This window comes from Empedobacter falsenii, from assembly GCF_019308355.1.
In the GTDB taxonomy this organism is placed as follows: domain Bacteria; phylum Bacteroidota; class Bacteroidia; order Flavobacteriales; family Weeksellaceae; genus Empedobacter; species Empedobacter falsenii_B.
In genome coordinates this window covers 41,621-67,397 of sequence record NZ_JAAGKM010000013.1, presented here as the reverse complement: position 1 = coordinate 67,397, position 25,777 = coordinate 41,621, and the positions used below count along the sequence as shown (strand labels likewise).

The following is a 25,777-nucleotide window of genomic DNA, read 5'->3' as shown; positions in this document are numbered from 1 at the left end:
TGAAAAAATCATCCGGAAATAGGTCTTTTGTTTCCATAAATATGTAAATATTAAATGTATAAAAAAAATTCTGCTCGATTTTAACCCAAGCAGAATTTTATACTTACACAGTTTTTGGTACAGTGTCCTATTTTTAAATGAATTATACCGCTGGTTTGCGAACAACTGGTAAAATTTCACCTTTTTCTAAACAATATTTTAGTACATCTTCCGAAGGAATTTGTTTGGTGTAATCTGCTTTTTCTACAATAAATCCTACATCTTCCAAACGTTTGTAATAATCTAAACCATAAACACGAACGTGATCATATTGTCCAAATTTTTCTTTACGTTCTTCTTTTGTTGTAACCGTTGGATCTTCGTACGTTACATCACGTTGATACGAAATTGGAACTTGCAGAATTCCCCAACCTCCTGGTTTCATGACACGAAATAATTCGCTCATCGCTTTGTGATCGTCAGGAATATGTTCCAAAACGTGATTACAAAAAATGATATCAAATGTATCATCACCAAAAGGTAAATCGCAGATATCTGCTTTTACATCTGCCAAAGGCGATTCTATATCACTTGTGATGTATTCTAAATTCTTCATCGCACGAAAACGTTTGATAAAAGATTGCTCTGGAGCAATGTGCAAAACTTTTGCTTTTTCAGTAAAGAAAGACGTTTCATTTTTTAGGTACAACCACATCAAGCGATGTCTTTCTAATGAAAAAGTTCCGGGTGAAAGTACATTATCACGCTGTTTTTCGTAACCATAAGGCAACAAACTATAATAACCTTGTCCATCAATTGGGTCTACGAAGCGATTTCCTTTCATAAACCAAACTAAAACAGGACGAATAATATAACTACCTTGTATTAATAAAGGACGAGGTAGAATATTCATAATTTTTTTTAAAAGCTTTTTCACAAAAGTTTTCTTAAGGTTTGAATAAAAATGGTTTTTCTTCGTCAGATACGATTCCTAAAGCATCGTAAATAAACTGATAAGTTGACAATAATTTTGGTTCGCCATCTACCACACAAACATCGTGTTCGAAGTGAGCCGAATATTTATCATCGCGCGTTGTAACCGTCCAGCCATCTGGATGAAAGAAGACTTTTTCAGTTCCCATATTTACCATTGGTTCAATAGCTAACACCATTCCTTCTTCAATTTTTTTACCAGATCCACGACGTCCATAATTAGGAACTTGCGGTTCTTCGTGCATTTTACGACCTAATCCGTGTCCAACTAATTCACGAACGATTCCGTAACCTTCTTTTTCACAATATTGTTGAATTGCAAAACCGATATCACCTACGCGATTACCTTTTTTCATTTGTTCTATTCCTTTGAACATAGATTCTTTTGTAATGCGTAATAATTTTTCAGTTTCAGCATCTACTTCACCAACTGCAAATGTATAAGCGTGATCTCCGTAAAAATCATTCATATAAACACCACAATCTACCGAAACAATATCACCTTCGTTAAGTGGTTTGTCGTTTGGAATTCCATGAACAACTTGTTGATTTGGAGAAATACAAAGGTTTTTAGGGAAATCGTACATTCCTAAAAATGCAGGATATCCACCATTGTCGCGAATAAATTCGCCTCCTAATTTATCTAAATGATTGGTTGTAACACCAGGCACTACTTCTTTGGCTAACATACCCAAGGTTTTTGAAACCAATTGAGCGCTTAGGTACATTAGTTCTAATTCTTCTTTACTTTTTAAATGTATCATAATCCGAAAAATCCTCTTTTCTTTTTCTTCTCAGGAGCTTTTTGTCCGTTTGCGTGAACACTTAATTCAATCTTTTTTGTAATGATTTGATAGACGTCACTCCAACCTGGGAAACCTCCTAAATTTCTATCGTCGATAAAGATATCGGCATTTATTTTTCGACTTTGCGTATTTTTATCAAAATCCTCTCCGTCAAAACTATTGTTGATGGCATAAAACTCAATACCGTTTTGTTTGCAAAACTCAACTGCTTCGTCCAAGGCTTTACCACTACGATAAGTCCATAAAGTAAGGCGATATCCATCGTTTTGTAATTGTTTCAATGTTTCGAAAGCGAAGATTTTAGCTTTTCCAATTTCTGGATATTTATCATCTACCACAGTTCCGTCAAAGTCAACAGCAATAATTTTATTAATCATGTTTGTAAGTATTTAAAGTTATTTAGGTTATTTTTTTGAACAATAATATTTCCAGTCATTTCGGCTGGAATTTCAATTCCCATCAAAGTTAAGATAGTTGGCGCAATATCTCCAAGTTTACCATGCTCAACATTCCATTCTATATCTTTCTGAGCTAAAATAAATGGAACAGGATTCGTTGTGTGTTGCGTATTTGGCGATCCGTCTTCGTTCATCATAAAATCTGAATTTCCGTGATCGGCCAAAATTACCACATTGTAACCGTGTTCTAAAGCTGCATTTACAATTTTTTCTGCACAAGAATCTACTACTTCGGCAGCTTTTATTGCTGCAGACATTACACCTGTATGACCAACCATATCCGTGTTTGCGAAATTTAAACAAATAAAATCAGCTGATTCTTTTTCAATTTCAGGAACAATTGCATTTGTAATATCGTAAGCCGCCATTTCTGGTTTCAAATCGTAAGTAGCCACATCTCTTGGCGAAGCGCATAAAATACGAGATTCACCAACGAAAGGTTCTTCGCGACCACCATTGAAGAAAAATGTTACGTGCGGATATTTTTCAGTTTCAGCAATACGAATTTGTTTACGACCAGCATTCGCAATAACTTCACCTAATGTATTAACAATGTTTTTCTCATCAAAAATTACCGCAACTCCAGTATATGTAGCATCATATTCTGTCAATGTGATATATTTTAGATTTAATTTATGCATTCCAAATTCTGGATAATCATGTTGCGTTAGAACTTCTGTGATTTCACGTCCACGATCAGTTCTAAAATTGAAACAAATCACGACATCATCATTCTCAATTTTAGCTTTTGGTTGACCATTTTCATCCGTTACAATAATTGGTTTGATGAATTCATCTGTCACGCCTTCATTATAAGATGCACGAATTGCTTCTAATGGATTTGTTGTTGTTTCACCAACTGCATTTACCATTGCATCGTACGCTAATTTCACACGTTCCCAACGTTTATCACGATCCATTGCATAATAACGACCAGTAATCGAAGCTATTTCTCCTGTTGATTTTGTCATGTGATTCATCAATTCTGTGATAAATCCTTCACCAGATTTTGGATCGGTATCACGACCATCTGTGAAAGCATGTACAAAAACATTTTGTTGTAAACCTGATTGATTTGCTGCATCCAACAAACCTTTCAAATGATTGATATGCGAGTGTACACCACCATCAGAAACTAAACCAATGAAATGTACTTTTTTGTTATTCTCTAAAGCATATTGAAAAGCATCTTTTAAGATTGGTTCGTTTTGCAACGTTCCGTTTTCAGTAGCCATATTGATACGAACTAAGTTTTGGAAAACCACGCGTCCAGCACCCAAATTCATATGTCCAACTTCCGAATTTCCCATTTGTCCTTCTGGTAAACCAACGGCTAAACCAAAGGTATCCAACGTAGAATGTGGAAATTTCTCGAAACAACTATCTATAAAAGGTGTATTTGCTTGCGCGATTGCAGAAACAGTAGGGTTTGGTCCAATTCCCCATCCGTCCAAAATCATTAATATTGCTTTATTGTTCATTTTTCTTGTAATAATTAAGCCCAAAGATAAGCATTCCTTGGGCTGAAAGTTTATTTTTTGTATGGTTTAATTTGCGACTTCACTGATGAATTTGATACGCATCAAACGTAATTCTTCTTCATCATAATCGTCACCAAATTCATCTAACAATGATGACATTGAGTCAGAATCTGCATCCATCAAGAATTCATAAATTTCCTCTTGTTGGTCTTCGTCCAAAACTTCGTCAATGTAATAATTGATATTTAATTTTGTTCCTTGATAAACGATACTTTCCATTTCTGAAAGCAAATCGCTCATCGTCATATTTTTTGCTTCCGCAACATCTTCAAGATTTAACTTTCTATCTGTCGATTGAATGATATAAACTTTGTGACTCGATTTGTCCGCAACTTGTTTAATCACCATATCTTCAGGGCGAATAATGTCGTTGTCTTTAACATATTGCGCAATAAAATCTACAAATTCTTTCCCGAATTTTTGAGCTTTTCCTTCTCCAACTCCAAATACATTTGTTAACTCCTTAACAGTTGTTGGATATTGCATTGTCATATCATCTAAACTCGAATCTTGGAAAACTGCAAAAGGTGGAATTTGATGTTTTTTAGAGATTTTTTTACGTAAATCTTTCAATTGTTTCAATAAAACATCATCAAAAGCAATAGGAGCAGAAGACGTTTCTTCTTTGTCGAAGCTACCTTCTGATAATAATTTTTTGAAATCAATATCTTCGGCAATTTCAAAAGAACTTGGTTTACTGATAAAATCTTTTCCTGCTTTGGTAATTTTTAAAACACCATACGATTCGATTTCTTTCTCTAATAAATTACGAACAATTAATTGGCGTAAAATAGATTTCCAATAATAATCTTCTTTCGCTTTTCCAATTCCAAAGAAATCTTCGGAGCTCAAATTATATGATTTTGTAATCGAAGTTTCTTTACCAACGATAACATTTACAAGATCATTTAATTTTAATTTTTGATTTGTTTTCTGAACAACATTTAAGGCAATTACGGCATCATCTTTTGCCTCAATCATTTTTTTAGGATTGCGCATATTGTCGTCCATATTTGCACCTTCGCCGTTTTTGTCGTCAAATTCTTCTCCAAAATAATGTAACAAAAATTTACGACGCGACATCGAAGTTTCGGCATACGCCACAACCTCAGAAAGTAATTGCATTCCAACTTCGCGTTCTGCAACAGGTTTACTTGCTAAGAATTTTTCTAACTTTTCGATATCTTTATAATCATAGAAAGCAATACAAACACCTTCTCCACCATCGCGACCTGCACGACCAGTTTCTTGGTAATAACTTTCTAACGATTTTGGCATATCGTAATGCATCACAAAACGTACGTCTGGCTTGTCAATTCCCATTCCGAAAGCAATTGTAGCGACAACAACACTTGCATCTTCCATCAAAAACATATCTTGATGTTTGCTACGTGTTTTGGCATCTAAACCTGCGTGATAAGGAATAGCATTGATTCCGTTTACTTGTAAAAGTTGGGTGATTTCTTCAACTTTTTTACGACTCAAGCAATAAATGACACCAGATTTACCATCGTTTTGTTTGATAAATTTGATGATTTGTTTGTCTTGATCAACCTTTGGACGGATTTCGTAAAATAAATTCGTACGATTAAAAGAATCTTTAAAAACTTTGGCGCTTTGCATTCCCAACGTTTTCTGAATATCTTCTTGTACTTTTGGTGTTGCTGTTGCTGTTAAAGCAATAATTGGCGCATCACCAATTTTGTTGATAATCGCTTTTAGATTACGATATTCTGGTCGAAAATCGTGTCCCCATTCAGAAATACAGTGCGCTTCATCAATCGCAAAAAAAGAAATTTTTACCGATTTAAAGAAATCGATGTATTCTTCTTTTGTCAAAGATTCGGGTGCAACGTACAACATTTTAGTTACTCCATCTTTAATATCTGTCATAACTGTTTTTGTTTCTGACTTATTTAAAGATGAGTTTAATACGTGGGCAATTCCATCATTTTCAGAAATTCCACGTATAGCGTCTACTTGATTCTTCATCAGCGCGATTAAAGGGGATACAATAATCGCAACTCCATCTGACATTAATGCCGGTAATTGATAACATAAAGACTTACCTCCTCCAGTTGGCATCAAAACAAATACATCTTCTTTATTGAGTAAGCTTGTAATGATTTCGTGCTGCTGTCCTTTAAATTGGTCGAAACCAAAATATTTTTTTAGGTAAGATGTTAAGTTTTTCGAAGTGGCTTCCATCTACACAAAAGACTAAAATTAATATTATAAATTAAATAGTTCCTATATTTGATAACTCTTAAATATACACATAAATTTTATATGATTTATATATAATTGAGTGTAAATAAAAAAGGAGAGTAAAAGTACGAAAAATTTTAAAAATAGACAATAGAAATTTTATTGTGGGAAATTCAGAATTAATACAAATAGCGCAAGATGTTTTTCGAGAAGAAATTCAAGCGCTGGAAGCAATAGCTTCTCGTATTAGCGAGTCTTTTGTTGATGCGGTAAATGCGATATATAACACGAAAGGAAAGTTGGTAGTTGTTGGAGTAGGAAAGAGTGCACATATTGCAAATAAAATTGTAGCAACGTTAAATTCTACCGGAACTCCAAGTCAATTTTTACATGCGACAGAAGCCATTCATGGCGATTTGGGTCTTGTAAGACCAGAAGATGTGGTGATTTGTATCTCGAAAAGTGGAAATACGCCAGAGATTACATATTTAGCTCCGATTCTTAAACAATATGCTTCGGTTTTGATTGGATTGACATCAAATTTGAAATCAGAATTAGCAAAAAATTCAGATATTGTTTTGGATGTTAATATTGATAAAGAAGCTTGTCCAGTAAATTTGGCACCAACAACTTCTACAACGGCTCAATTGGTAATGGGTGATGCTTTGGCAGTTGCTTTGATGAAATTGAGATCGTTTACACAAAACGATTTTGCAAAATATCATCCAGGTGGAGCATTAGGAAAACGATTGTTGTGGACAGTAGAAAATATTGTTGATCCAGAAAGAAAACCTTTTGTACATCCAGATTCTTCGATTACAGAAGTTATCAATTCATTAACATCAGGTCGTCATGGAATTACAGTTGTAATAGATAATGATAAAATTGTTGGTGTGATAACAGACGGAGATTTGCGCCGAATGTTATTAAATAATGAAACTTTTGCACATTTAACAGCGAAAGATATTGCTTCAATGAATCCGAAAACAATTCAAAAAACTGAAAAAGCAAGAGAAGCTTTAGCAATTTTGCGTCACAACAGTATTGGACAATTGGTAGTAGTTGATGAAGAAAATCATTATTATGGAATTTTGGATATTCACTCAATTTTAAACGAAGGAATCGAATAAGCGTATGGCAGATAATACAAAATCGAGTATGTCATTTTTGGCTCATATTGGTGAGTTGAGAGGACATTTGGTTCGTTCTATTTTATCAATTGTGATTACATCTATTGCAGTTGCGATCTATTGGGACGAATTGGTGGAACATGTAATTATGGCTCCATTAAAATCAACTTTTCCAACGTTTGATATTTTTAATCAATTTGGTGAATTAACAGGTTTCGGAAAAATTTATACTGAATCATTTGACATTTCGAAAGAATTGACCAATCTTAATCCATCAGGACAGATTACTTCACAGTTTTTTGCAGTAATTGTGTGTGGCGTAATTATCGCAATTCCTTATATTATTTTTGAAATTTGGCGATTTGTAAAACCAGCCTTAAAAGAAGCTGAACGAAAGTATGCAGGATTTACAATCTTTGCTGTTTCGTTTTTCTTTGTAACAGGAGTACTATTTAGCTACTATATGCTGCTACCATTATGTACGCAATTCTTATTTACGTATGATCCTTTTGGTGTAGGAAATACATGGACATTGCCGAGTTATATCGATTTATTTGTTCAATTATTATTATCGATGGGAGTTATGTTTTTGATGCCAGTTTTCGTTTACTTCTTAACGAGTATTGGAATCTTAACTCCAAAATTCTTGAAAGAATACCGTAAACACGCATTTATTGTTGTATTAGTGATTGCAGCTGCGATTACACCAAACGATGTGTACAGTATGATTTTAGTTACAATTCCTCTTTGGTTATTATATGAACTAAGTGTATTGGTTTCAAATTCAGTTTATAAAAAACAATTGAAAGCGAAAAGTAACGACTTAGTAAAGAATTAACAATGTTATGCTTGCATAATAAAATAAATTAGTTATTTTTACATAAAAGAAAAAGTAAACACAAAATTATGAAGATATTAGTTTGTATTAGTAGTGTACCAGATACTACAGCAAAAATCAACTTCACAGCTGACGGAAAATCATTTGACAAAAATGGTGTTCAGTTCGTTATTAACCCGCACGACGAATTTAGTTTAAACAAAGCAGTAGAGTTACAAGAAAAACAAGGCGCTACTGTTACAATTTTAACTGTTGGAGATGCAACTGTAGATCCAGTTATGCGTAAAGCTTTAGCAATTGGTGCGAATGATGGAATTCGTATTGATGCGGATGCTCGCGATGATTTCTTTGTTGCTACACAAATCGCAAAAGCTGCTAAAGATGGTGGTTTCGATTTAGTATTGACAGGAAAAGAATCAATTGATTACAACGGAGGTTCTGTACCAGGATTAGTTGCTGCAATGTTAGATTATGGTTTTGTAAACGGATGTATCGGTCTTGATGTAGAAGGTTCTTCTGCAAAAGCTGTTCGCGAAATTGATGGAGGAAAAGAAACTGTAGAAGTTGCTTTACCAGCTGTTATCGCAGGACAAAAAGGATTGGTTGACGAAGCTGCATTAAGAATTCCTAACATGCGTGGAATTATGCAAGCGCGTACAAAACAAATCACAGTTGTTGCACCAGAAGTAACAGAAACTAAAGTTGAAGTTGTTGGTTATGTAAAACCTGCTGAAAGAGGTAATGTAACATTAATCGACAAAGACAATGTAGCAGAATTGGTAAGATTATTACACGAAGAAGCTAAAGTAATCTAATTATTCACCTAAAAAGAAATTAAAAAATGGCAATTTTTGTATACGCAGAGTCACACGACGGAAAATATAAAAAAGCAGGATTAGAAGCAGTTTCTTACGCAAAAGCTACAGCTGATGTTGCTGGAGATACTGTTACAGCAATCGTTTTTGGAAATGCTACTGCTGACGAATTATATAAATATGGAGCATCTAAAGTAGTTAAAGTTGATAATGCAGCTTTAGCAAAATTTGATGCAAATTCTTACGCAAAAGCTTTGGCTGAAGTTGCTCAAGGAGATGTTGTGGTTTTACCATCAACAAACGAAGGAGCGACTATAGCACCAGTTTTAGCATACAAAACAGGAGCATCTTTAGTAACAAATGTAGAAAAATCTCCAACAGCAGTTTCTCCATTCACAGTTGCACGTAAAGCATTCTCTGGAAAAGGAGTAGAAACTGTTGCAGTTTCAGGAAAAGTTGTAGTTACAGTTCTACAAAACGCATTCGGAGCAAAAGAAAATGCAGTTTCAGGTTCAGAAGAATCAGCTTCAGTATCAGTTTCTGATGCAGATGCAAAAGTAAAAGTTGTTTCAACAGAAATGGCTTCTTCTGATAAAATCGATTTGAAAGAAGCGGATATTGTTGTTTCTGCAGGTCGTGGAATGAAAGGTCCAGAAAACTGGGGAATGATCGAAGATTTAGCGAAAGTTTTAGGAGCAGCTACGGCATCTTCTAAACCAGTTGCTGATATTGGTTGGAGACCTCATGCTGAGCACGTAGGACAAACAGGAAAAGCAATTGCACCAAATTTATATATCGCAGTTGGTATTTCAGGAGCTATTCAGCATTTAGCTGGAGTTAACGGATCTAAAACAATTGTTGTCATCAACAATGATCCAGAAGCGCCTTTCTTTAAAGCGGCTGATTACGGAATCGTAGGAGATGCTTTTGAGATTGTTCCTAAATTAACTGAAGAGTTAAAAAAATATAAAGGTCAAGCTTAATCATTTTAAGCTTATAAATTCAATCCGAATCATTTAGGTGGTTCGGATTTTTTTTATTCATTAAAAAAAGATTAAATATTCATCAGTTTTTCATAGATTTACGCCCAAATGGACAATTTAATTAGATTAAATATTAAAGGAATATCTTACAGTCAAACTCAGACTGGCGCATATGCGTTGATTCTAGAGGAAAATGTAGGAGGAAGAAAGTTGCCAATTATTATTGGGAGCTTTGAGGCACAATCAATCGCATTAGCTTTAGAGAAAGATATTAATCCACCTCGTCCATTAACACATGATTTGTTTATTTCATTAGGAAAAGAATTTCAATTGAATGTTGATTCTATTTATATTTATAAATTAGAAGATGGCGTTTTCTATTCGAATATTGTTTTTGTGAATAATGATGGACAACGTGCCGAAATTGATTCGAGAACTTCTGATGCAATTGCGTTGGCTGTTCGTTTCAATGCACCTATCTATGCCTATGATAATGTTGTAGAAAAAGCTGGAATTCATTTGGACGTTATTGAAGAAGAAGAAAATATACGTCGCGCAGCAAATAACTTTGAAGATGATTTGGATATCTTGGCTGGTTTGGAAAATGATTTGTCTGATATCAATGAATATGAAGGTTGGACAAAATCTGAACTTGAAACTGAGATGGAAAAAGCTGTGAAGAATGAAGATTACGAATTGGCAGCTCGCCTTCGTGATCAAATCGATAACATGGGAAACTAATAACTATTTCAAATAATTATGTCTGTAAAGCTTAGACTTACAATCATGAGTTTCCTTGAGTTTGCGGTATGGGGAGCATACCTAACCTCTATGGGAAATTACTTAGGATCAGTTGGCTTAGGTCCAAAAATTGGTCTTTTTTACGCGATGCAAGGTATTGTGTCGATTTTTATGCCCGCGATAATGGGTATTGTAGCGGATAGATGGATTCCTGTACAACGTTTGTTGGGATTGAATCATTTATTAGCTGCACTTTTTATGTTTGCAGCAGGTTATTATGGAATGACAGCTGGAAACAATGTAGATTTTACAATAATCTTCGCACTTTATTCGGTTAGTGTGGCGTTCTTTATGCCAACAATAGCCCTTTCTAACTCAACAGCCTACACAATTTTAAAACAAAATAATTTAGACACAATCAAAGCTTTTCCTCCAATCAGAACGTTTGGAACAGTTGGTTTTATTGTAGCGATGTTATTTGTTAATTTCTCTGGATTTAAAGATGGTGTTTTTGGATTTAACTTTTCAAGTGATCCAACATTCGTAAGTTTTCAATCCAATTATTATCAGTTCTTTGTATCTGGGTTTTTAGGAGTTATATTGTTTTTATACAGTTTCTTACTACCTAATTGTCCAGTTAATAAAAGTTCTGAAAAACAATCTATTTCTGATGCATTTGGTTTAAAAGCTTTTGCATTATTCAAAGATAGAAAAATGGCAATTTTCTTTATCTTTTCGATGCTTTTAGGCGTTTCTTTGCAAATTACGAATGGATATGCAAATCCATTTATCACAACGTTTAAAGATATTCCAGATTATGCCAATACGTGGGGAGCAAGTAATGCAAATGCTTTAATTTCGTTGTCTCAAGTTTCTGAAACATTGTGTATTTTATTAATTCCTTTCGTGCTAAAACGATTCGGAATCAAAATCGTGATGTTGATGGCAATGGTAGGTTGGGTCTTACGTTTCGGATTATTTGGATTAGGAGATCCAGGATCTGGTGTTTGGATGTTTATCTTATCAATGATTGTTTACGGAATCGCTTTCGATTTTTTCAATGTATCAGGTTCGTTGTATGTAGACAAAGAAACAAACGAAGAAATTCGTTCTTCTGCACAAGGAGTTTTTATGATGATGACCAATGGTTTTGGAGCAACAATCGGAATGTTAATTGCACAATACATCGTGAATCATTTAGTGTATAGTCAAACTGATTTGACATTGCAGCTAGAAGGATGGAGACATTCTTGGTTTATTTTCGCAGGCTACGCATTAGTTGTTACGGTATTGTTCGCAATTGTGTTCAAATACAAACACAATCCAGACGAAGTACAAGATGTAAAACATTAAGGTGTAAAAAATATAAAAGCAAGAATCAAAATTCTTGCTTTTTTTATGCACGAAAGTTTCTAATCTATTCTTTTATACGTCACAAACGAGTAAGCATATGGATGTTTTTCATCTTTTTTGAAATCTTCTCGTTCTACTTCTTCCCATTCGTCCAAGTCTATTTCTGGGAAATAAGTGTCTCCATCAAATTCGTGATGAACTTCTGTGATGTACAAAATATCAGTAAATTCCATCGCTTGTTTGTAAATATTTCCACCACCGATAATGTAAATATCATCGTCAATTTTTTTCGCAACTTCTATTGCTTTTGGTAAAGAAGACGCAATTTCGATACCTTCTGTATTCCAATTCTGATCTCTTGTCACAACAATATTGGTACGATTTGGTAAAGGTCTACCCAATGATTCGAACGTTTTTCGTCCCATAATAATAGGATGCCCAGAAGTTATACTTTTGAAATGTTTCAGATCATTTGGTAAATGCCAAATCAAATCATTTTTTGCACCAATTACGTTGTTGCTTGCTTTTGCTACTACAATGTTTATCATAAGTTATAAGGTAAAAAAAGCTATCCTCTTGCAAGGATAGCTTAACAAATATAATAATTTTAGTGAATTATTTCATTTTATTTATAGCATCTTGTAATTGCTCCACTTGTTTTGCAATAGTTGCTGATTTAATTGTTTTTGCAGCATTCGTTTTTACTTGCAATGCTTTTTCAGCCATCATTTTCACAGCTTGTCCTGCTTGTGGATTTTGTTCTTTCAAATATGGATAATAACGCGAATATGTTTTAGCAATTTCAGCCGTTGCATCTGGTGTGTCATTGTTCATAATCCAATTGAAAGCTTGTTCAGCAATTTTTCCTTTTTCTGGATCTTGGAATTTTACGAATTCATACATCGCAGCAGATTCCGAAATTAAAGCAGCTTTATCCAATTGATTATTTTTGATCCAAGTCGGAACTAATGCCATTGCTAAATCTGGTGAACCTTTAATCACTTCATTATCAAGATTAGTTGTTAAATCATTAATTTTTGAAGGATTATTTTTTAAGATTCCAGTTAACGAGGCTCCTTGAACACTAAATGAAGGGCTTTTTGAAGCTTTCTCGAAAATTGCTACATCATAAATATTGGCATCATTCAAAGCACTTAAAGCTGCCGCTTGAACCAATGTTTTAGGATCGTTAGAAGCTAATTGTTTTAATTTTGATGAAGCTTTATCTACAATCGTTTTTGATTTTGTATCTAATTTATGAATTGCATAAATTCTTAATCCATCAAATGAATCATCTAACGCATTAACCAATGCATCAGCCGCTTTTGGATTAGTTGCTTGCGCATTTGCCATTGCTTCAATCGCTAATAAACGTGTCGTGTAATTTCCTTTTCCAGCTTTGTATTGCGCAATAAAATCTTCAACAGGTTTTTTATCATCAATATCTGCTAATAAAACTTGATCCGCATTTGGAATAACGACATCAGGTTTTTGGTTTGAAGCAAATTCGAAAACAGTTTCGGCTTGTTTTGGAACCCAAACTTGTTGACGTGTTGTTTTTCCATTTTCGACAATATCAATTGCAAAAGGGAATTCAAATAATTTTGAAGCATCTTGACGAACAACAACTTTTACTTTTTTATTCGCTGAAGAATAATCTGAAACAACAGTTAATTTTGGATGACCATTTTCGTAATACCATTGGTTAAAAAACCAGTTCAAATCACGACCAGAAACTTCTTCCAAAGCTAAGCGTAATTGTGCAGATTCAGCTTTTCCGTATTCGTTATCTTTCAGATATTTGTTCAAACCTTTGAAGAAAGCATCATCTCCCAAGAAATTTCTCAACATATGTAAGATGATTCCACCCTTGTTATATGAAACACCATCAAACATATCTTCGCGAGAATTGTAATGAACTCGAACCAAATTTTTCGTTGGTCCATCACCTTGTTTGTAGCCAAACATTTCGTTGTAACGATGCTCGTCCGCTTTCTCTTTTCCGTATTTATGCTCAAACCATAAATATTCGGAATAGTTTGCAAAAGATTCATTCACTGTTAAATTTCCCCAACTTTCTGCCGTAACTAAATCTCCAAACCAATGGTGAAATAATTCGTGCGCAATAACATATTCAGCAGTGTTTTCATCGACTAATTGACCAGCTTTCTGCTGAACACCATCATGAAATAAAGAAGCTGTTGTATTTTCCATTGCTCCAGAAACATATTCACGAGCTGTCATTTGCGCGTATTTGTCCCAAGGATAAGGATAGTTTAATTTATCAGAAAAGAACTGAATCATTTCTGGTGTATTACCAAAAATTTGCTTTGCAACATCTTTATATTCTGGTTCTACGTAATAATCAACATTGATATTTTTCCATTTATCATTGATGACTGCGTAATCTCCAATCCCGAAAAAGAATAAATATGGTGCATGTTTTTTATCGAATTTCCAATAATCAGTTTTTGTTCCATCTGAATTTTTCTTCGAAGATTTCATCGTTCCATTTGATAATGAAACATATTTATCAGGATATGTTAACGTGATTTCTTGTGAAGTTTTTTGATTCGTTTTATCAATTGTCGGGAACCAACAAGAAGAAGATTCTGTTTCGCCTTGTGTCCAAATTTGAGTAGGATAATTTGGTCGTTCACCTTTTGCATTGATAAAATAAACACCTTTTGCATCGTTTATGGCCGCACTTCCTTCTTGTTTTACTTCGTTTGGACGCGCTGTATACTTGATGTAAAGTGTATATTCTTGATCTTTTTTGTATTCTTTATCTAAATCGATGACTAATTGTAAATCATCATATTTATAATTTAATTTCTTTTTTGTTGCACCATTTACCAAAGCAACTTCGCTAATCAACATTGCTTTTGCGTCTAATGTAACTTTGTTTGTAGCATAGAAATGTGGTTTCAATGTTACCCAAGCTTCACCTAAAACGTGCTCTTTTGCATAATCAAATTTAAGATCCAATTTGGTATGAACAAGATTATTAATTCGTTCTGCTTCTGCACGATAAATATCTAATTTGTTCGTTTGGTTTTCGTTATAACTCGGCGGTGGCGTCATTACTTGCGCATAAGTAAGACTTGATATAATAAAGGCTGATGAAAGCCAAAGGATTCGTTTTTTCATCGTAAAAATTTATTTCTATTGGTTGATAATTTTCTCGAAAAGTTACAAAAAAAGCCTCCAATTTGGAGACTTTAAGTGTTTTTTTATGATTAAACTGCTACAATTCCTTTGATGTGAGGATGAGCTTGATAATTTTCTAATTCGAAATCTTCGTATGTAAAATCAAAAATATCCTTTACATTCGGATTGATTTTCATTGTTGGAAGAGGAAAAGGTTCGCGTGTTAATTGTAGTTCAACTTGTTCAAAATGATTTTTGTAAATATGTGCATCTCCAAAAGTATGCACAAAATCGCCGACTTCTAAATCACAAACTTGTGCAACCATCATTTGTAATAACGCATATGACGCAATATTGAATGGAACACCTAAGAAAATATCTGCACTACGTTGATACAATTGCAACGATAATTTTCCATCATTCACATAAAACTGAAAAAATGCATGACATGGAGCTAAAGCCATTTGATCTAATTCTCCAACATTCCAAGCAGAAACTATAATTCTACGTGAATCAGGATTATTTTTTATTTGATCAATCGCAACTTTAATTTGGTCAACAACTTCTCCATTTGGTTTCCCCCATGAACGCCATTGATGACCATAAATAGGACCTAAATCACCATTTTCGTCAGCCCATTCGTTCCATATTCTTACACCATTATCTGTTAAATATTTGATATTCGTATCACCTTTCAAAAACCACAACAATTCGTAGATAATCGATTTTAAATGTAATTTTTTAGTCGTCACCAAAGGGAAACCTTTCGACAAATCGAAACGCATTTGGTAACCAAAAATACTTTTAGTTCCTGTTCCCGTTCTGTCTTCTTTAAAAGCGCCTTCTGCTAAAACCTTTTTACATAAATCGTGATATTGTTGCATTTTGAGTATATTTAACCTTTCAAATTTAGTGATTTTTTTTAGAATGAAAATTAGTTTAATTTTTACAATTTTAGTGCTTTTTATGTTTTTTGCTTCGTATAGCAAATCAGATTTTGGACGAAAAATTGCGCAACATTTTTATTTCCAAACTTTATTTAATGTTGTTTTGGTGGTTGTTTTTGTGTCAAAAATTGTTCATATCAAACTAAATTTAATCTCAATGATTTCGCTAATTGTTATTGGTTGCATGTTGTATATGAGCTTTCCAAATTATTTACAACAATTGAAGAGAAGGATAGGTAAATAGTTACGTATAATTTTTTATCTTTGCACTTATGAAAAACGAAGCGGGAATTTTTGGTTTAAGACCAGTAATAGAAGCGATTGAAGCAGGGAAAACAATCGACAAAATTTTTATTCAAAAAGGTTTACAAGGTGAAATTTTTTCTGAATTGAGAAAATTAATCACTGAATATGAAATTCCTGTAAGTTATGTACCTGTAGAAAAACTAAATCGTTTTACAGGAAAAAATCACCAAGGAGTCTATGCATTTATTTCGCCAATCGAATTTGATTCAATCGAAAATGTATTACCTCAAATTTGGGAACAAGGAAAAACGCCTTTTATTTTGATTTTAGATCGTGTTTCTGATGTTCGTAATTTTGGTGCAATCGCTCGTACTGCAGAATGTGTTGGTGTTGATGCAATTATTATTCCAGCAAAAGGTTCGGCTTCTGTAAATGCAGATGCAATCAAAACTTCTACAGGAGCGTTGTATAATATTCCGGTTTGTAAAGAAGGAAATTTAGTGAATGTTATTAAATATTTACAATCGGCTGGAATCTCAATTTTTAGTGCTTCTGAAAAATCAGCAGAATTTATTTATGATGCAGATTTCTCTGTTCCTGCAGCTATTGTGATGGGAAGTGAGGAAGATGGAGTTTCGGATTCTATTATTAAAATTTCGGATAAAATTATTAAATTGCCTATGGCTGGACAAACTGCTTCACTGAATGTTTCGGTTGCGGCTGGAGCGATTTTGTACGAAGCTGTTCGCCAAAGAATGTTACAAGATTTATTTTAAAAACATATAACGATGACCTATTCTACTTTTATTGGATTTTTGTTGATTGCGATTAGCGTTGCAATGTACTATTTTACAAATTTAGATATCTCAAGATTATTTGCGGACAAAGAATTTTTAGTCGGAATAACAGGAGGTGCTGGAGTTGGATTTATACTTGGTGGATTCTTAGGTTGGTTGTACAAATACAAAGCAGTGAACAAAGCGAATGCAGAAATTGCAAACGAAGAAAAACGTAAAGTTGCAGAACAAAAAGCACAAGAAGCAGCTGCAAAAGAGCAAGCAAAGTTAGATGCGCAACAAGAAAAAGAAGAATCGGGATTGTAATTATGAAAGCAAATAGTTTTTGTAAAAATTACATTTCTTTTTGTAATATTATTTTTTTCAAATTTTGTTAATGCTCAAAAAGTTTCTCATTATATCATTAATGAAGAATATTTTGAATTCCCTGGAAAATGGGAACATAAAGGACAACTTAAAAGTTCAAGTCAATATCATTTTGTTAATAAGAAAACCGATGTTAGCTTAATGATTGTCGTAGCGAAACCAGAAAAATATGAATTTTATGAAACAGGTTTGTCTGAAAGTGAACTTTTAGAGAAATATTATAAATGGGAGACTGATTATTGGAAAACCGGAGAAAAAGTATTAGTATCAGAATTAAAGAGAAACTCTAATTATATAATTTGGAGAATATTTAAGGAGAAAGTAAAAGGAAATATAGATTTAAATTCATATTTATTATTTTCGGTTCGTAATAATAAATTAACAGGGATTACTTTAAATGATAATGGAGAAAAACCGATGTCTGAAGAAGAAAAAATAAAATTTTTGGAAGATATTTTTCAAAGTCAAAATAAAAAATAAAAAACGGTCGAAAATTAATTTTCGACCGTTTTTTTATGTTGTATTTCTTGGTAATAAAAACAAGGAACTAAAATTAATAAAAACATGGGCTGAATGAGAAATCTTCTCACATAAAATAAAACCATTTCGCCTGATGAAAAATGTGTTGAAATCAAATAATTATAGATTGGTAAAAGAACGATTAATCCGATAATCATAATAATGATAGAGAATTTAACGTAACTTTTTTTCCAGAAAATAAACCAAACAATTAATACCGTTAATAATGTATTAATTAGATAGCGAACCATCAGACTTGCGTTTAATTTTGGTAAATCAATTTCAGGAAATTTTGAATGTCCAACAAAATGAAAGTATTCTAAGAAAGGATCATAAAATAAAATATCTTCAAATTTTCGGACTAATATTAATCCAAAAACAAGTAAAACTGCAATTGCATAACGTAAATATTTATTTAGCATTTTGCTTATTGTATTTTGTTACAAAAAATTTGATCCAAACAATCCAAAGAATCACGATTGAACCATAAATAATTGCAGGGAATAGATAATCGTGCGCCATTTTACCATATTCTGCGTGGTATCTAAAAATATAATTTAACAACATAATTCTCGAAATATTCATCACAAAAAGAATTGCTAAACCAGACAAAATAAACAAAAAAGTTTGTTTGAAATTCGTGTAAAAAGCAACGATAAACGAAACGAAAATGATCAGAATAGAAATCGCATTACAACCTTCATTTACAATAGATGCAACTTGTCCATCTACAACCAAACGCACCCAAGGGTGATTTTCGGCAATATTAGAAAATGAGAAAAAACCACATTTGTTCAAGCCAAAAGCTGTTATATCTGATGTTAATTTTGTAAACGGATCAGGGTTATTGTGCGGTAAATATTGATCCAAATATAATTTATAAGCTAAACTTAAAATAATGTAAGTTCCTAAAAAACGTGCAAGGAATAACAATAAAGGTTTAAATTCTTTCATTAGGTTAAAAAATCTTGAACAAATATAAATGAAAAACGTCAACTTTTGATTAAGTTATGATTAATCAATAAATTTGCTTTTTTAGAAGTAACAAAATGCAAGATTTACATAAACGCGTGGATGTCATAATTGATAGCGCAATTTCTACGGAAGATAGATTACAAAAGATTTGTCAATTGTTGAGTGATGAAGTTGAATACTATAATTGGGTGGGATTTTATTTCAAGAATGGAGATAAAAATGAACTAAAACTTGGACCTTATGTTGGTGCAGCTACCGATCATACAATAATTCCTTATGGTAAAGGAATTTGTGGGCAAGTGGCAGAATCTAACGAAACTTTTGTTGTGCCAGACGTTTATGCACAAGATAATTATTTGGCTTGTTCAATAGAAACGAAAGCTGAAATTGTTGTTCCAATTTTCAAAAATGGAGAAAATATTGGTCAAATTGATATCGATTCGCATAAAATTAATCCGTTTACAGAAGACGATACAAAGTTGTTAGATTACGTTTGTCAGCGAGTTTCAGAAATTATTTAAGCAATGATTGATTTAATTTTAAAATATTTTCCTGATTTAACGGAAAAACAAATCGAGCAATTTTCGAAAGTTGGTGATTTGTACAAAGAATGGAACGATCAAATCAATGTTGTTTCTCGAAAAGATATCGACGAAATTTATACGAATCATATTTTACATTCGTTAGCGATTGCAAAAGTAATGGAGTTTGCAGATGGTTCTTCTGTTCTGGATGTAGGAACTGGCGGAGGTTTACCAGGAATTCCGTTGGCAATTTTGTTTCCGAATGTTCAGTTTCATTTGGTAGATTCTATCGGGAAAAAAATCAAGGTTGTAAAAGGTGTGGCTGATGGTTTAGGTTTGACGAATGTAAAAGCTGAACAGAAGCGTGCCGAAGAGTTGACAGATAAATATGATTTTGTTGTTTCTCGTGCGGTAACAGCAATGCCAAGATTTGCGGAATGGATTCGCGGGAAATTCAAAAAAGAAGCGATTAATCCTTTTCCAAATGGTTTGTTATACCTAAAAGGAGGCGATTTGACAGAAGAATTAGCAGGTTTTCCAAATGCAGTTTTATTTGATATTCAAAACTTTTTTGACGAAGATTTTTTCGAAACGAAAAAAGTCGTTTACTTAGAAAAGAAAGATATTTAAATAATTGAAAAATAAATTGATAACATTTATTAAATCTTTTTATTAATGGAAAAATATTTTAAAATTATAATATCAATTTTCATTTTATTTATTTTAAATAGTTGTAGTTATGTGTCGTTTTTCTTCGTCCAGAACTATAAAAATGAGGATGTAAAAATTGATATTAAATTCGATCATAATTATTGATGAGAATATATCTAAAAATATGCCTATACTTTTTACGAGTAATGTTAAAAATTTTAATAATGATATCAATAAAATAAAGTTAGAATATACAAAAATTGACGAAAACACGATTTCTGTTATTCTTCCTAAAAATTCAATTACGAAAATTGATAACGCTGTTAATAAAAAAACGAATGTCAAAGAAATTATTATTTTTTCTAATAATCAATTGATTAAGTTAGATGAAAATGAAATTTTGAAGAATTCTAAATCTAATAAATGGGGTATTGTATATCATTTAAAATAAACATTGTACAATATAGTATTTTAGAAAAGAAAGATATTTAATTTATAGAAATTATAGATCAGAAAACCGAAATCAATTTGATTTCGGTTTTTTATTTTAACAATTATTGAATTAATCCAAAAAATGATGCTTAAAACGTTATTTTATCCAATACTTTAAGTTCTTTTTAAGAGGTTTTCTCGTCAAAATTCACTATATTTGTTTGTTTTAAAAAGTTAGAGACATATTATGAGTAATAACACATATACGGCGGATAATATCCAAGCGTTAGAAGGAATGGAGCACGTACGTCTTCGTCCATCGATGTACATTGGTGACGTCGGAGTTAGAGGATTACACCACTTAGTTTACGAGGTTGTTGATAACTCTATTGATGAAGCTTTAGCAGGATACTGTGATACAATCAAGGTAACAATTTTAGAAGGAAACTCGATTCGTGTCGAAGATAACGGACGTGGTATTCCTGTCGACTTACATAAAAAAGAAGGAAAATCTGCATTAGAAGTTGTAATGACGAAAATTGGTGCAGGTGGTAAGTTTGATAAAGATACGTACAAAGTTTCTGGAGGTTTGCACGGTGTTGGAGTTTCGTGTGTTAATGCACTTTCTAACCATTTATCGGCAGAAGTTTTCAAGAACGGAAAACAATATATTCAGGAATATTCGAAAGGGAAACCTTTGTATGATGTAAAAGAAGTTGGAACGACTGATAAAAGTGGTACAACAGTAACTTTTACGCCCGATGATACAATTTTCCAAGAAGTACAAACATATAATTATTCTACTTTAGCAAACCGTTTGCGTGAGTTAGCTTTCTTGAACAAAGGAATCAATATTGTATTGGTTGACGAGCGCGAAAAAGATGCTGATGGAAATCCTGTAACAGAAACTTTTCATTCTGAAGAAGGATTAAAAGAATTTGTTGAGTTTATTGACGGTAGCCGCGAATCTATCATGGACAAAGTAATCTTCATGGAAGGTGAACGTGATGGAATTCCGGTTGAGGTTGCAATGCGATACAATACGTCGTATAACGAAAATGTACATTCATACGTAAATAACATCAATACACACGAAGGTGGAACACATTTATCTGGTTTCCGTCGTGCGTTGACACGTACATTGAAAAAATATGCAGAAGAAAACTTTAATCTTGCAAAAGAAAAAGTTGAAATCGTTGGTGATGATTTCCGTGAAGGATTAACAGCGGTAATTTCGGTAAAAGTAATGGAGCCTCAATTTGAAGGACAAACGAAAACGAAATTAGGAAACTCTGAAGTTTCTCCTGCGGTTGATAAAATCGTAGCAGAAATGTTAACGAATTTCTTAGAAGAAAATCCAACAGAAGCAAAACAAATTGTTGATAAAGTAATTTTAGCAGCAAAAGCTCGTCAGGCAGCGAAGAAAGCTCGTGAAATGGTACAACGCAAAAACCCAATGGGAGGAAGTGGATTGCCAGGAAAATTAGCGGATTGTTCTTCTCGTAAACCAGAAGAGTCTGAGTTATTCTTAGTCGAGGGAGATTCTGCCGGAGGAACGGCAAAACAAGGTCGTGATCGTCATTTTCAAGCAATTTTACCATTACGTGGTAAAATCTTAAATGTTGAAAAAGCGATGGCGCACAAAGTTTTGGATAACGAAGAGATTAAAAATATATATACAGCTTTAGGTGTAACAATTGGAACTGAAGAAGATTCGAAAGCGCTTAATATTTCGAAATTGCGTTATCATAAAGTTGTGATTATGACCGATGCCGATGTCGACGGTTCTCACATCGCGACATTAATTTTGACATTCTTCTTCCGTTACATGAAAGAATTGATTGAGCAAGGACATATTTATATTGCAACGCCACCTTTATATTTAATCAAAAAAGGAGCGAAAGCAGAATATGCTTGGGATGAAAAAGATCGTGAACGTTTAACTGCAGAATTTTCTACAGATGGTTCTGGTAAAGGAGTTACAATTCAACGATACAAAGGTCTTGGGGAAATGAACGCAGAGCAATTATGGGATACAACTCTTAATCCAGAGCACAGAACGTTGCGTAAAGTAACGATTGACAATGCTACAGAAGCAGATCGCGTGTTCTCTATGTTGATGGGTGATGATGTACCGCCTCGTCGTGAATTTATCGAGAAGAATGCACATTATGCAAAAATTGATGTTTAATCGATTTGAATAATATAAAGTAATAAATCCAGCCTTTAAGGCTGGATTTATTTTTTGTAATTGAATATATAAATCTTGAATGAAGAAGATTTACTCCGAAATAATTAAAGTTGTTGGTACATTGGAAATCCAAATGCTTTTTGTTTCGATTAAGTTTTTCCAACTTTCCATACTAATCATCATTAAATCCATTTCATTTAAAAACTCTTTATCCAATTGTTGTTTATACGAAAGACTAATATGATTTGGTGCAATATTCTCGATACTACGAATAATTTCTTTTACTTCTGAATGACGTTTTGTGTAACCGCTTACATCTACAATAATAATTTGCGATTCGCTATTCGAGATTAATCGTTGAGCATATTTCAGTAAATCGGCATCTTTATTTCCGAAAAGAGGTAGAAAAACTTTTTCTGCTTTAGTAAAATTTTTGTCCAAAACAATTCCAACAGGAACTGTTGATTTGTTCAATAATTGTTTCGTTCTTTCGTTGAAAATTGAATGATCAAACATGTTTTCTTTTCCAGTAACTTGACCAATCAAAATATCTGGATCGATAATTTTTGTCGTAAATCCTAAAATATTTCCTAATAACGAACCCGAATAAATAGAATTTCTAACACCCATCAACATTAAATCGTAATCACCTTTTTGTGCAATATCAATTGTCTCAAAAACCATATCTGTAGAAACTTTGAACATTGTCGTTACATCTTGATGTAATTCTTTGGAAACCTCAATAATCGGTTCGAAAATTTCTGCTTCTCTATCTTCAAGATTGAAATGTTGCACTTCGCTACTTTTCATCACATGAATTGCCGAAACAAGTGAGTTTTCGTCTTGTTTTTTGATAAAGCTATTAGCTATTCGTAACAATTCAGCACCTTTTTCAGGTGTTTGAAAATCAATTAAAATTTTATATTTCTGACTTTGACTAATTTCAGAAAGTTCATTTTCTGTTTTTTGTTTGCGGAAAATCCAATTGATTAAATCCAAAGCTGGACCTGTCATAAAAGTTGTGACCAAAGCCATTATCACCATCATAGCGAAAACTTCTGGTGTTAAAACTCCTAAATCATATCCAATGTTTAGCACGACTAATTCCATCAAACCTCGTGTATTCATTAAGGCACCAATGGTCAAACTGTCTCTCCAGTTTTGTCCAACAAATTTAGCGGCTACTGCACTTCCAACAAATTTTCCTGTTACAGCTACCAAAATAATCATTCCCGCAGTTTGCCATAAATGTGGACTATCTAATAATCCAATTTGTGTTCTTAAACCTGTAAAAACAAAGAACAGCGGAAGTAATAAAACCAATGAAACATCTTCTATTTTTTCGATGAATAAATTTCTAAATTTCACATTTTCAGGCATAATTGTTCCAGCTAAAAAAGCTCCAAATAATGCATGAATTCCTATGATTTCACTTAAGTATGAAGAAATAATTAAGACCAAGAAAAAGATTCCAATGATAGGTTTTGTAAGCGTTGTTTTGCTCGAATGTACGTCTGCAATTCTCTTTAGGAAAGGACGAACGAAACGAACCATCGCGATAACGTAAACAATTGCGAGTAAAATAACATACAATGAACTGATGAATGAGCCAGCTTTTACAATGGCGATAACCGCGGCTAATAAACACCAAGCCGTGATATCGTCGGCTGCAGCGCAAGTAATTACAATAGAACCTAAACGAGTTTTGCTAATCCCGCGTTCTTGTACAATACGAGCCAGAACGGGAAAGGCTGTAATACTCATCGAAATTCCGATAAAAAGGGCAAATGATAGAAAGTTAATTCCTTCTGGAGCAAATTCCATATAAATTAATCCAGCTAGAGCTAAACCAAGTGTAAATGGAATAATGATACTCGCGTGACTAATAACTATGGCGTCTTGTGCATTTTTCTTTAGCACTTTAAGGTCTAACTCCATTCCGATGACATACATGAATAGAATCAAACCGATTTGACTGATAAATTCTAAGTTTCCTAATGATTCTTTTGGGAAAAGATCTCCGAAAAATTCTGGGAAATGCATTCCAATGAAAGAAGGACCAAGGAAAATACCTGCAATAATTTCTCCAATTACAGTTGGTTGTCCAATTTTATTAAATATCCATCCAAAAACTCTTGCGGTAAATATAATGGTCACAATTTGTGCTAATAAAATAGCAAGAGGGTGTCCAATATTGTGTGTAATACTGTTGATGAAATCATTGAAGTAATTGCTTCCATTTGCAGCATGAACAACATGTTTTCCAGCTTCCATTTCTTCTGCTTTAATCACAATAAAATACATCATGATTGAACAAAGTAGAATGGTTATTATATAAAAAATAGAATTTCTTGTCGATTTTTTCATGGCGTTAATTTTCAACAAAAGTCAGAAATTAATTTACAGAAAAATATCAATATTTTTTAAACTTGAGTAAAATGTAATGAAATGGATTTTTTTTGTAATCAAATTGAAATTTGAGCAATAAAATTAGCTTTGTAAACTTCACTTAACACCAAATTAATTTCTTTATTTTCTTTTGATAAAACATCTAAAGTAACATTGTCTGAGTGAAAATATTTAATATGATGTAAGCTAATTATTTCTCGTTTATTGATGCGAACAAAATCTTTTTCGGGTAACATTTCTGACAATGAATCAAGTGTAATGTTTTTCAAAATCAAGAACGATAAATCTTGATAATAAACCACTTTATCACGGCTGTCAACACTAGAAGTTGTAATGTACAAAATTTGATTAAACTGCAACAAAATTTTTCCTTTATCCGAATTTAATTGTACAAAATTATTTGGTGTCGAAAAATTATTTTGTAAACGTTTTTTTACTTTGTCAACGGCTTGTTGTAAACGCTCTTTTTTGATTGGTTTTTGAATATAATCTGTCGCATCTAAATCAAAAGCATCAACAGCATATTCCTTATAAGCAGTAGAAAAAATAAACGGTTTTTCTTTTAATAAATTAGCGATTTGTAAACCATTTATTTTAGGCATTTCGATGTCTAAAATACAAAAGTCAAAATCAAGATTTTCGATTTCGTTAATGAATAATTCAGGATCAACATAAGCTTTCACAACTTCTATGTCCTCCATTTGTTCGCACAACATTTTCAGGTA

General features: G+C 32.9%; 25 protein-coding genes. 13 read left to right on the top strand and 12 right to left on the bottom strand.

The window, feature by feature from the left end; translation table 11 throughout:
* Window positions 1–142: 142 nt before the first annotated feature.
* The 5 genes from G0Q09_RS07380 to recQ all read right to left on the bottom strand — a co-directional run bounded on the left by G0Q09_RS07380 (window position 143) and on the right by recQ (window position 5,985).
* Window positions 143–892 carry a class I SAM-dependent methyltransferase gene (locus G0Q09_RS07380; RefSeq protein WP_257468107.1) on the bottom strand — a complete coding sequence of 250 codons (750 nt, stop codon included), beginning with the start codon at window positions 890–892 and terminating at the stop codon, window positions 143–145.
* Window positions 893–926: 34 nt separating this feature from the next.
* Window positions 927–1,736, bottom strand: a complete 810-nt coding sequence (gene map, locus G0Q09_RS07375; RefSeq protein ID WP_219034420.1) for a type I methionyl aminopeptidase — start codon at window positions 1,734–1,736, stop codon at window positions 927–929.
* The gene (locus G0Q09_RS07370; protein ID WP_038332605.1) at window positions 1,733–2,155 is read right to left on the bottom strand and encodes a BT0820 family HAD-type phosphatase; all 423 of its coding nucleotides are present in this window, start codon (window positions 2,153–2,155) and stop codon (window positions 1,733–1,735) included. The genes map and G0Q09_RS07370 overlap by 4 nt, the downstream gene beginning before the upstream one ends.
* Window positions 2,152–3,717, bottom strand: coding sequence for a 2,3-bisphosphoglycerate-independent phosphoglycerate mutase (gene gpmI / locus G0Q09_RS07365; RefSeq protein WP_219034419.1), 1,566 nt, complete (start codon window positions 3,715–3,717; stop codon window positions 2,152–2,154). The genes G0Q09_RS07370 and gpmI overlap by 4 nt, the downstream gene beginning before the upstream one ends.
* 66 nt (window positions 3,718–3,783) lie before the next feature.
* Complete coding sequence (gene recQ, locus G0Q09_RS07360; RefSeq protein WP_115001880.1) at window positions 3,784–5,985, bottom strand: DNA helicase RecQ; 2,202 nt, start codon at window positions 5,983–5,985, stop codon at window positions 3,784–3,786.
* A gap of 164 nt (window positions 5,986–6,149) precedes the next feature.
* On the opposite strand from recQ, the gene G0Q09_RS07355 reads away from it, so the two are divergent.
* From G0Q09_RS07355 to G0Q09_RS07330, 6 genes are all read left to right on the top strand, one after another.
* The gene (locus tag G0Q09_RS07355; RefSeq protein WP_219034418.1) at window positions 6,150–7,115 is read left to right on the top strand and encodes a KpsF/GutQ family sugar-phosphate isomerase; all 966 of its coding nucleotides are present in this window, start codon (window positions 6,150–6,152) and stop codon (window positions 7,113–7,115) included.
* Window positions 7,116–7,119: 4 nt separating this feature from the next.
* The gene (gene tatC / locus G0Q09_RS07350; protein ID WP_115001876.1) at window positions 7,120–7,953 is read left to right on the top strand and encodes a twin-arginine translocase subunit TatC; all 834 of its coding nucleotides are present in this window, start codon (window positions 7,120–7,122) and stop codon (window positions 7,951–7,953) included.
* A gap of 68 nt (window positions 7,954–8,021) precedes the next feature.
* Window positions 8,022–8,768, top strand: coding sequence for an electron transfer flavoprotein subunit beta/FixA family protein (locus G0Q09_RS07345; protein ID WP_219034417.1), 747 nt, complete (start codon window positions 8,022–8,024; stop codon window positions 8,766–8,768).
* Between the two features lie 26 nt (window positions 8,769–8,794).
* Window positions 8,795–9,751 (top strand): electron transfer flavoprotein subunit alpha/FixB family protein, encoded by a 957-nt coding sequence (locus G0Q09_RS07340; RefSeq protein WP_115001872.1) that lies wholly within the window; start codon window positions 8,795–8,797, stop codon window positions 9,749–9,751.
* Between the two features lie 108 nt (window positions 9,752–9,859).
* Entirely contained in the window at window positions 9,860–10,492 is a 633-nt protein-coding gene (locus G0Q09_RS07335) for a bifunctional nuclease family protein (RefSeq protein ID WP_219034416.1), read from the top strand.
* Between the two features lie 18 nt (window positions 10,493–10,510).
* Window positions 10,511–11,845 carry an MFS transporter gene (locus tag G0Q09_RS07330; protein WP_219034415.1) on the top strand — a complete coding sequence of 445 codons (1,335 nt, stop codon included), beginning with the start codon at window positions 10,511–10,513 and terminating at the stop codon, window positions 11,843–11,845.
* Window positions 11,846–11,904: 59 nt separating this feature from the next.
* Here the strand turns inward: G0Q09_RS07330 and G0Q09_RS07325 are convergent, their stop codons facing one another.
* The 3 genes from G0Q09_RS07325 to G0Q09_RS07315 all read right to left on the bottom strand — a co-directional run bounded on the left by G0Q09_RS07325 (window position 11,905) and on the right by G0Q09_RS07315 (window position 15,879).
* Window positions 11,905–12,393 carry a dihydrofolate reductase gene (locus G0Q09_RS07325; RefSeq protein ID WP_115001867.1) on the bottom strand — a complete coding sequence of 163 codons (489 nt, stop codon included), beginning with the start codon at window positions 12,391–12,393 and terminating at the stop codon, window positions 11,905–11,907.
* 67 nt (window positions 12,394–12,460) lie between these two features.
* Window positions 12,461–14,995, bottom strand: coding sequence for a M1 family metallopeptidase (locus G0Q09_RS07320; RefSeq protein ID WP_219034414.1), 2,535 nt, complete (start codon window positions 14,993–14,995; stop codon window positions 12,461–12,463).
* An 89-nt stretch (window positions 14,996–15,084) separates the two neighbouring features.
* Window positions 15,085–15,879: a thymidylate synthase gene (locus G0Q09_RS07315; RefSeq protein WP_180905207.1), complete on the bottom strand. Its 795-nt coding sequence runs from the start codon at window positions 15,877–15,879 to the stop codon at window positions 15,085–15,087.
* 335 nt (window positions 15,880–16,214) lie between these two features.
* Here G0Q09_RS07315 and rlmB point away from each other — a divergent pair, with 335 nt between their 5' ends.
* The 3 genes from rlmB (at window position 16,215) to G0Q09_RS07300 (ending at window position 17,831) form a co-directional block, all read left to right on the top strand.
* Complete coding sequence (gene rlmB, locus G0Q09_RS07310) at window positions 16,215–16,964, top strand: 23S rRNA (guanosine(2251)-2'-O)-methyltransferase RlmB (protein ID WP_219034413.1); 750 nt, start codon at window positions 16,215–16,217, stop codon at window positions 16,962–16,964.
* 12 nt (window positions 16,965–16,976) lie between these two features.
* Window positions 16,977–17,291 carry a hypothetical protein gene (locus G0Q09_RS07305; protein WP_219034412.1) on the top strand — a complete coding sequence of 105 codons (315 nt, stop codon included), beginning with the start codon at window positions 16,977–16,979 and terminating at the stop codon, window positions 17,289–17,291.
* 201 nt (window positions 17,292–17,492) lie between these two features.
* Window positions 17,493–17,831, top strand: a complete 339-nt coding sequence (locus tag G0Q09_RS07300; RefSeq protein ID WP_219034411.1) for a hypothetical protein — start codon at window positions 17,493–17,495, stop codon at window positions 17,829–17,831.
* Window positions 17,832–17,845: 14 nt separating this feature from the next.
* Here G0Q09_RS07300 and G0Q09_RS07295 read toward each other — a convergent pair whose 3' ends face one another.
* A complete protein-coding gene (locus tag G0Q09_RS07295; RefSeq protein ID WP_125349788.1) occupies window positions 17,846–18,292 on the bottom strand; it encodes an exosortase F system-associated membrane protein in 447 nt (148 codons plus the stop codon).
* The gene (gene xrtF, locus G0Q09_RS07290; RefSeq protein WP_219034410.1) at window positions 18,282–18,824 is read right to left on the bottom strand and encodes an exosortase family protein XrtF; all 543 of its coding nucleotides are present in this window, start codon (window positions 18,822–18,824) and stop codon (window positions 18,282–18,284) included. The genes G0Q09_RS07295 and xrtF overlap by 11 nt, the downstream gene beginning before the upstream one ends.
* Before the next feature lie 95 nt (window positions 18,825–18,919).
* Here xrtF and G0Q09_RS07285 point away from each other — a divergent pair, with 95 nt between their 5' ends.
* The 4 genes from G0Q09_RS07285 to gyrB all read left to right on the top strand — a co-directional run bounded on the left by G0Q09_RS07285 (window position 18,920) and on the right by gyrB (window position 22,643).
* Complete coding sequence (locus tag G0Q09_RS07285; protein ID WP_038332644.1) at window positions 18,920–19,366, top strand: XrtF-associated fRMsr-like GAF protein; 447 nt, start codon at window positions 18,920–18,922, stop codon at window positions 19,364–19,366.
* Window positions 19,367–19,372: 6 nt separating this feature from the next.
* Window positions 19,373–19,999: a 16S rRNA (guanine(527)-N(7))-methyltransferase RsmG gene (rsmG, locus tag G0Q09_RS07280; RefSeq protein WP_125349806.1), complete on the top strand. Its 627-nt coding sequence runs from the start codon at window positions 19,373–19,375 to the stop codon at window positions 19,997–19,999.
* A 205-nt stretch (window positions 20,000–20,204) separates the two neighbouring features.
* Window positions 20,205–20,471, top strand: a complete 267-nt coding sequence (locus tag G0Q09_RS07275; RefSeq protein WP_219034409.1) for a hypothetical protein — start codon at window positions 20,205–20,207, stop codon at window positions 20,469–20,471.
* A gap of 228 nt (window positions 20,472–20,699) precedes the next feature.
* Window positions 20,700–22,643: a DNA topoisomerase (ATP-hydrolyzing) subunit B gene (gene gyrB / locus G0Q09_RS07270; protein ID WP_125349786.1), complete on the top strand. Its 1,944-nt coding sequence runs from the start codon at window positions 20,700–20,702 to the stop codon at window positions 22,641–22,643.
* A gap of 90 nt (window positions 22,644–22,733) precedes the next feature.
* Here the strand turns inward: gyrB and G0Q09_RS07265 are convergent, their stop codons facing one another.
* Entirely contained in the window at window positions 22,734–25,010 is a 2,277-nt protein-coding gene (locus G0Q09_RS07265) for a cation:proton antiporter (protein WP_219034408.1), read from the bottom strand.
* Window positions 25,011–25,108: 98 nt separating this feature from the next.
* The gene (locus G0Q09_RS07260; RefSeq protein WP_257468105.1) at window positions 25,109–25,768 is read right to left on the bottom strand and encodes a LytR/AlgR family response regulator transcription factor; all 660 of its coding nucleotides are present in this window, start codon (window positions 25,766–25,768) and stop codon (window positions 25,109–25,111) included.
* Window positions 25,769–25,777: the final 9 nt, after the last annotated feature.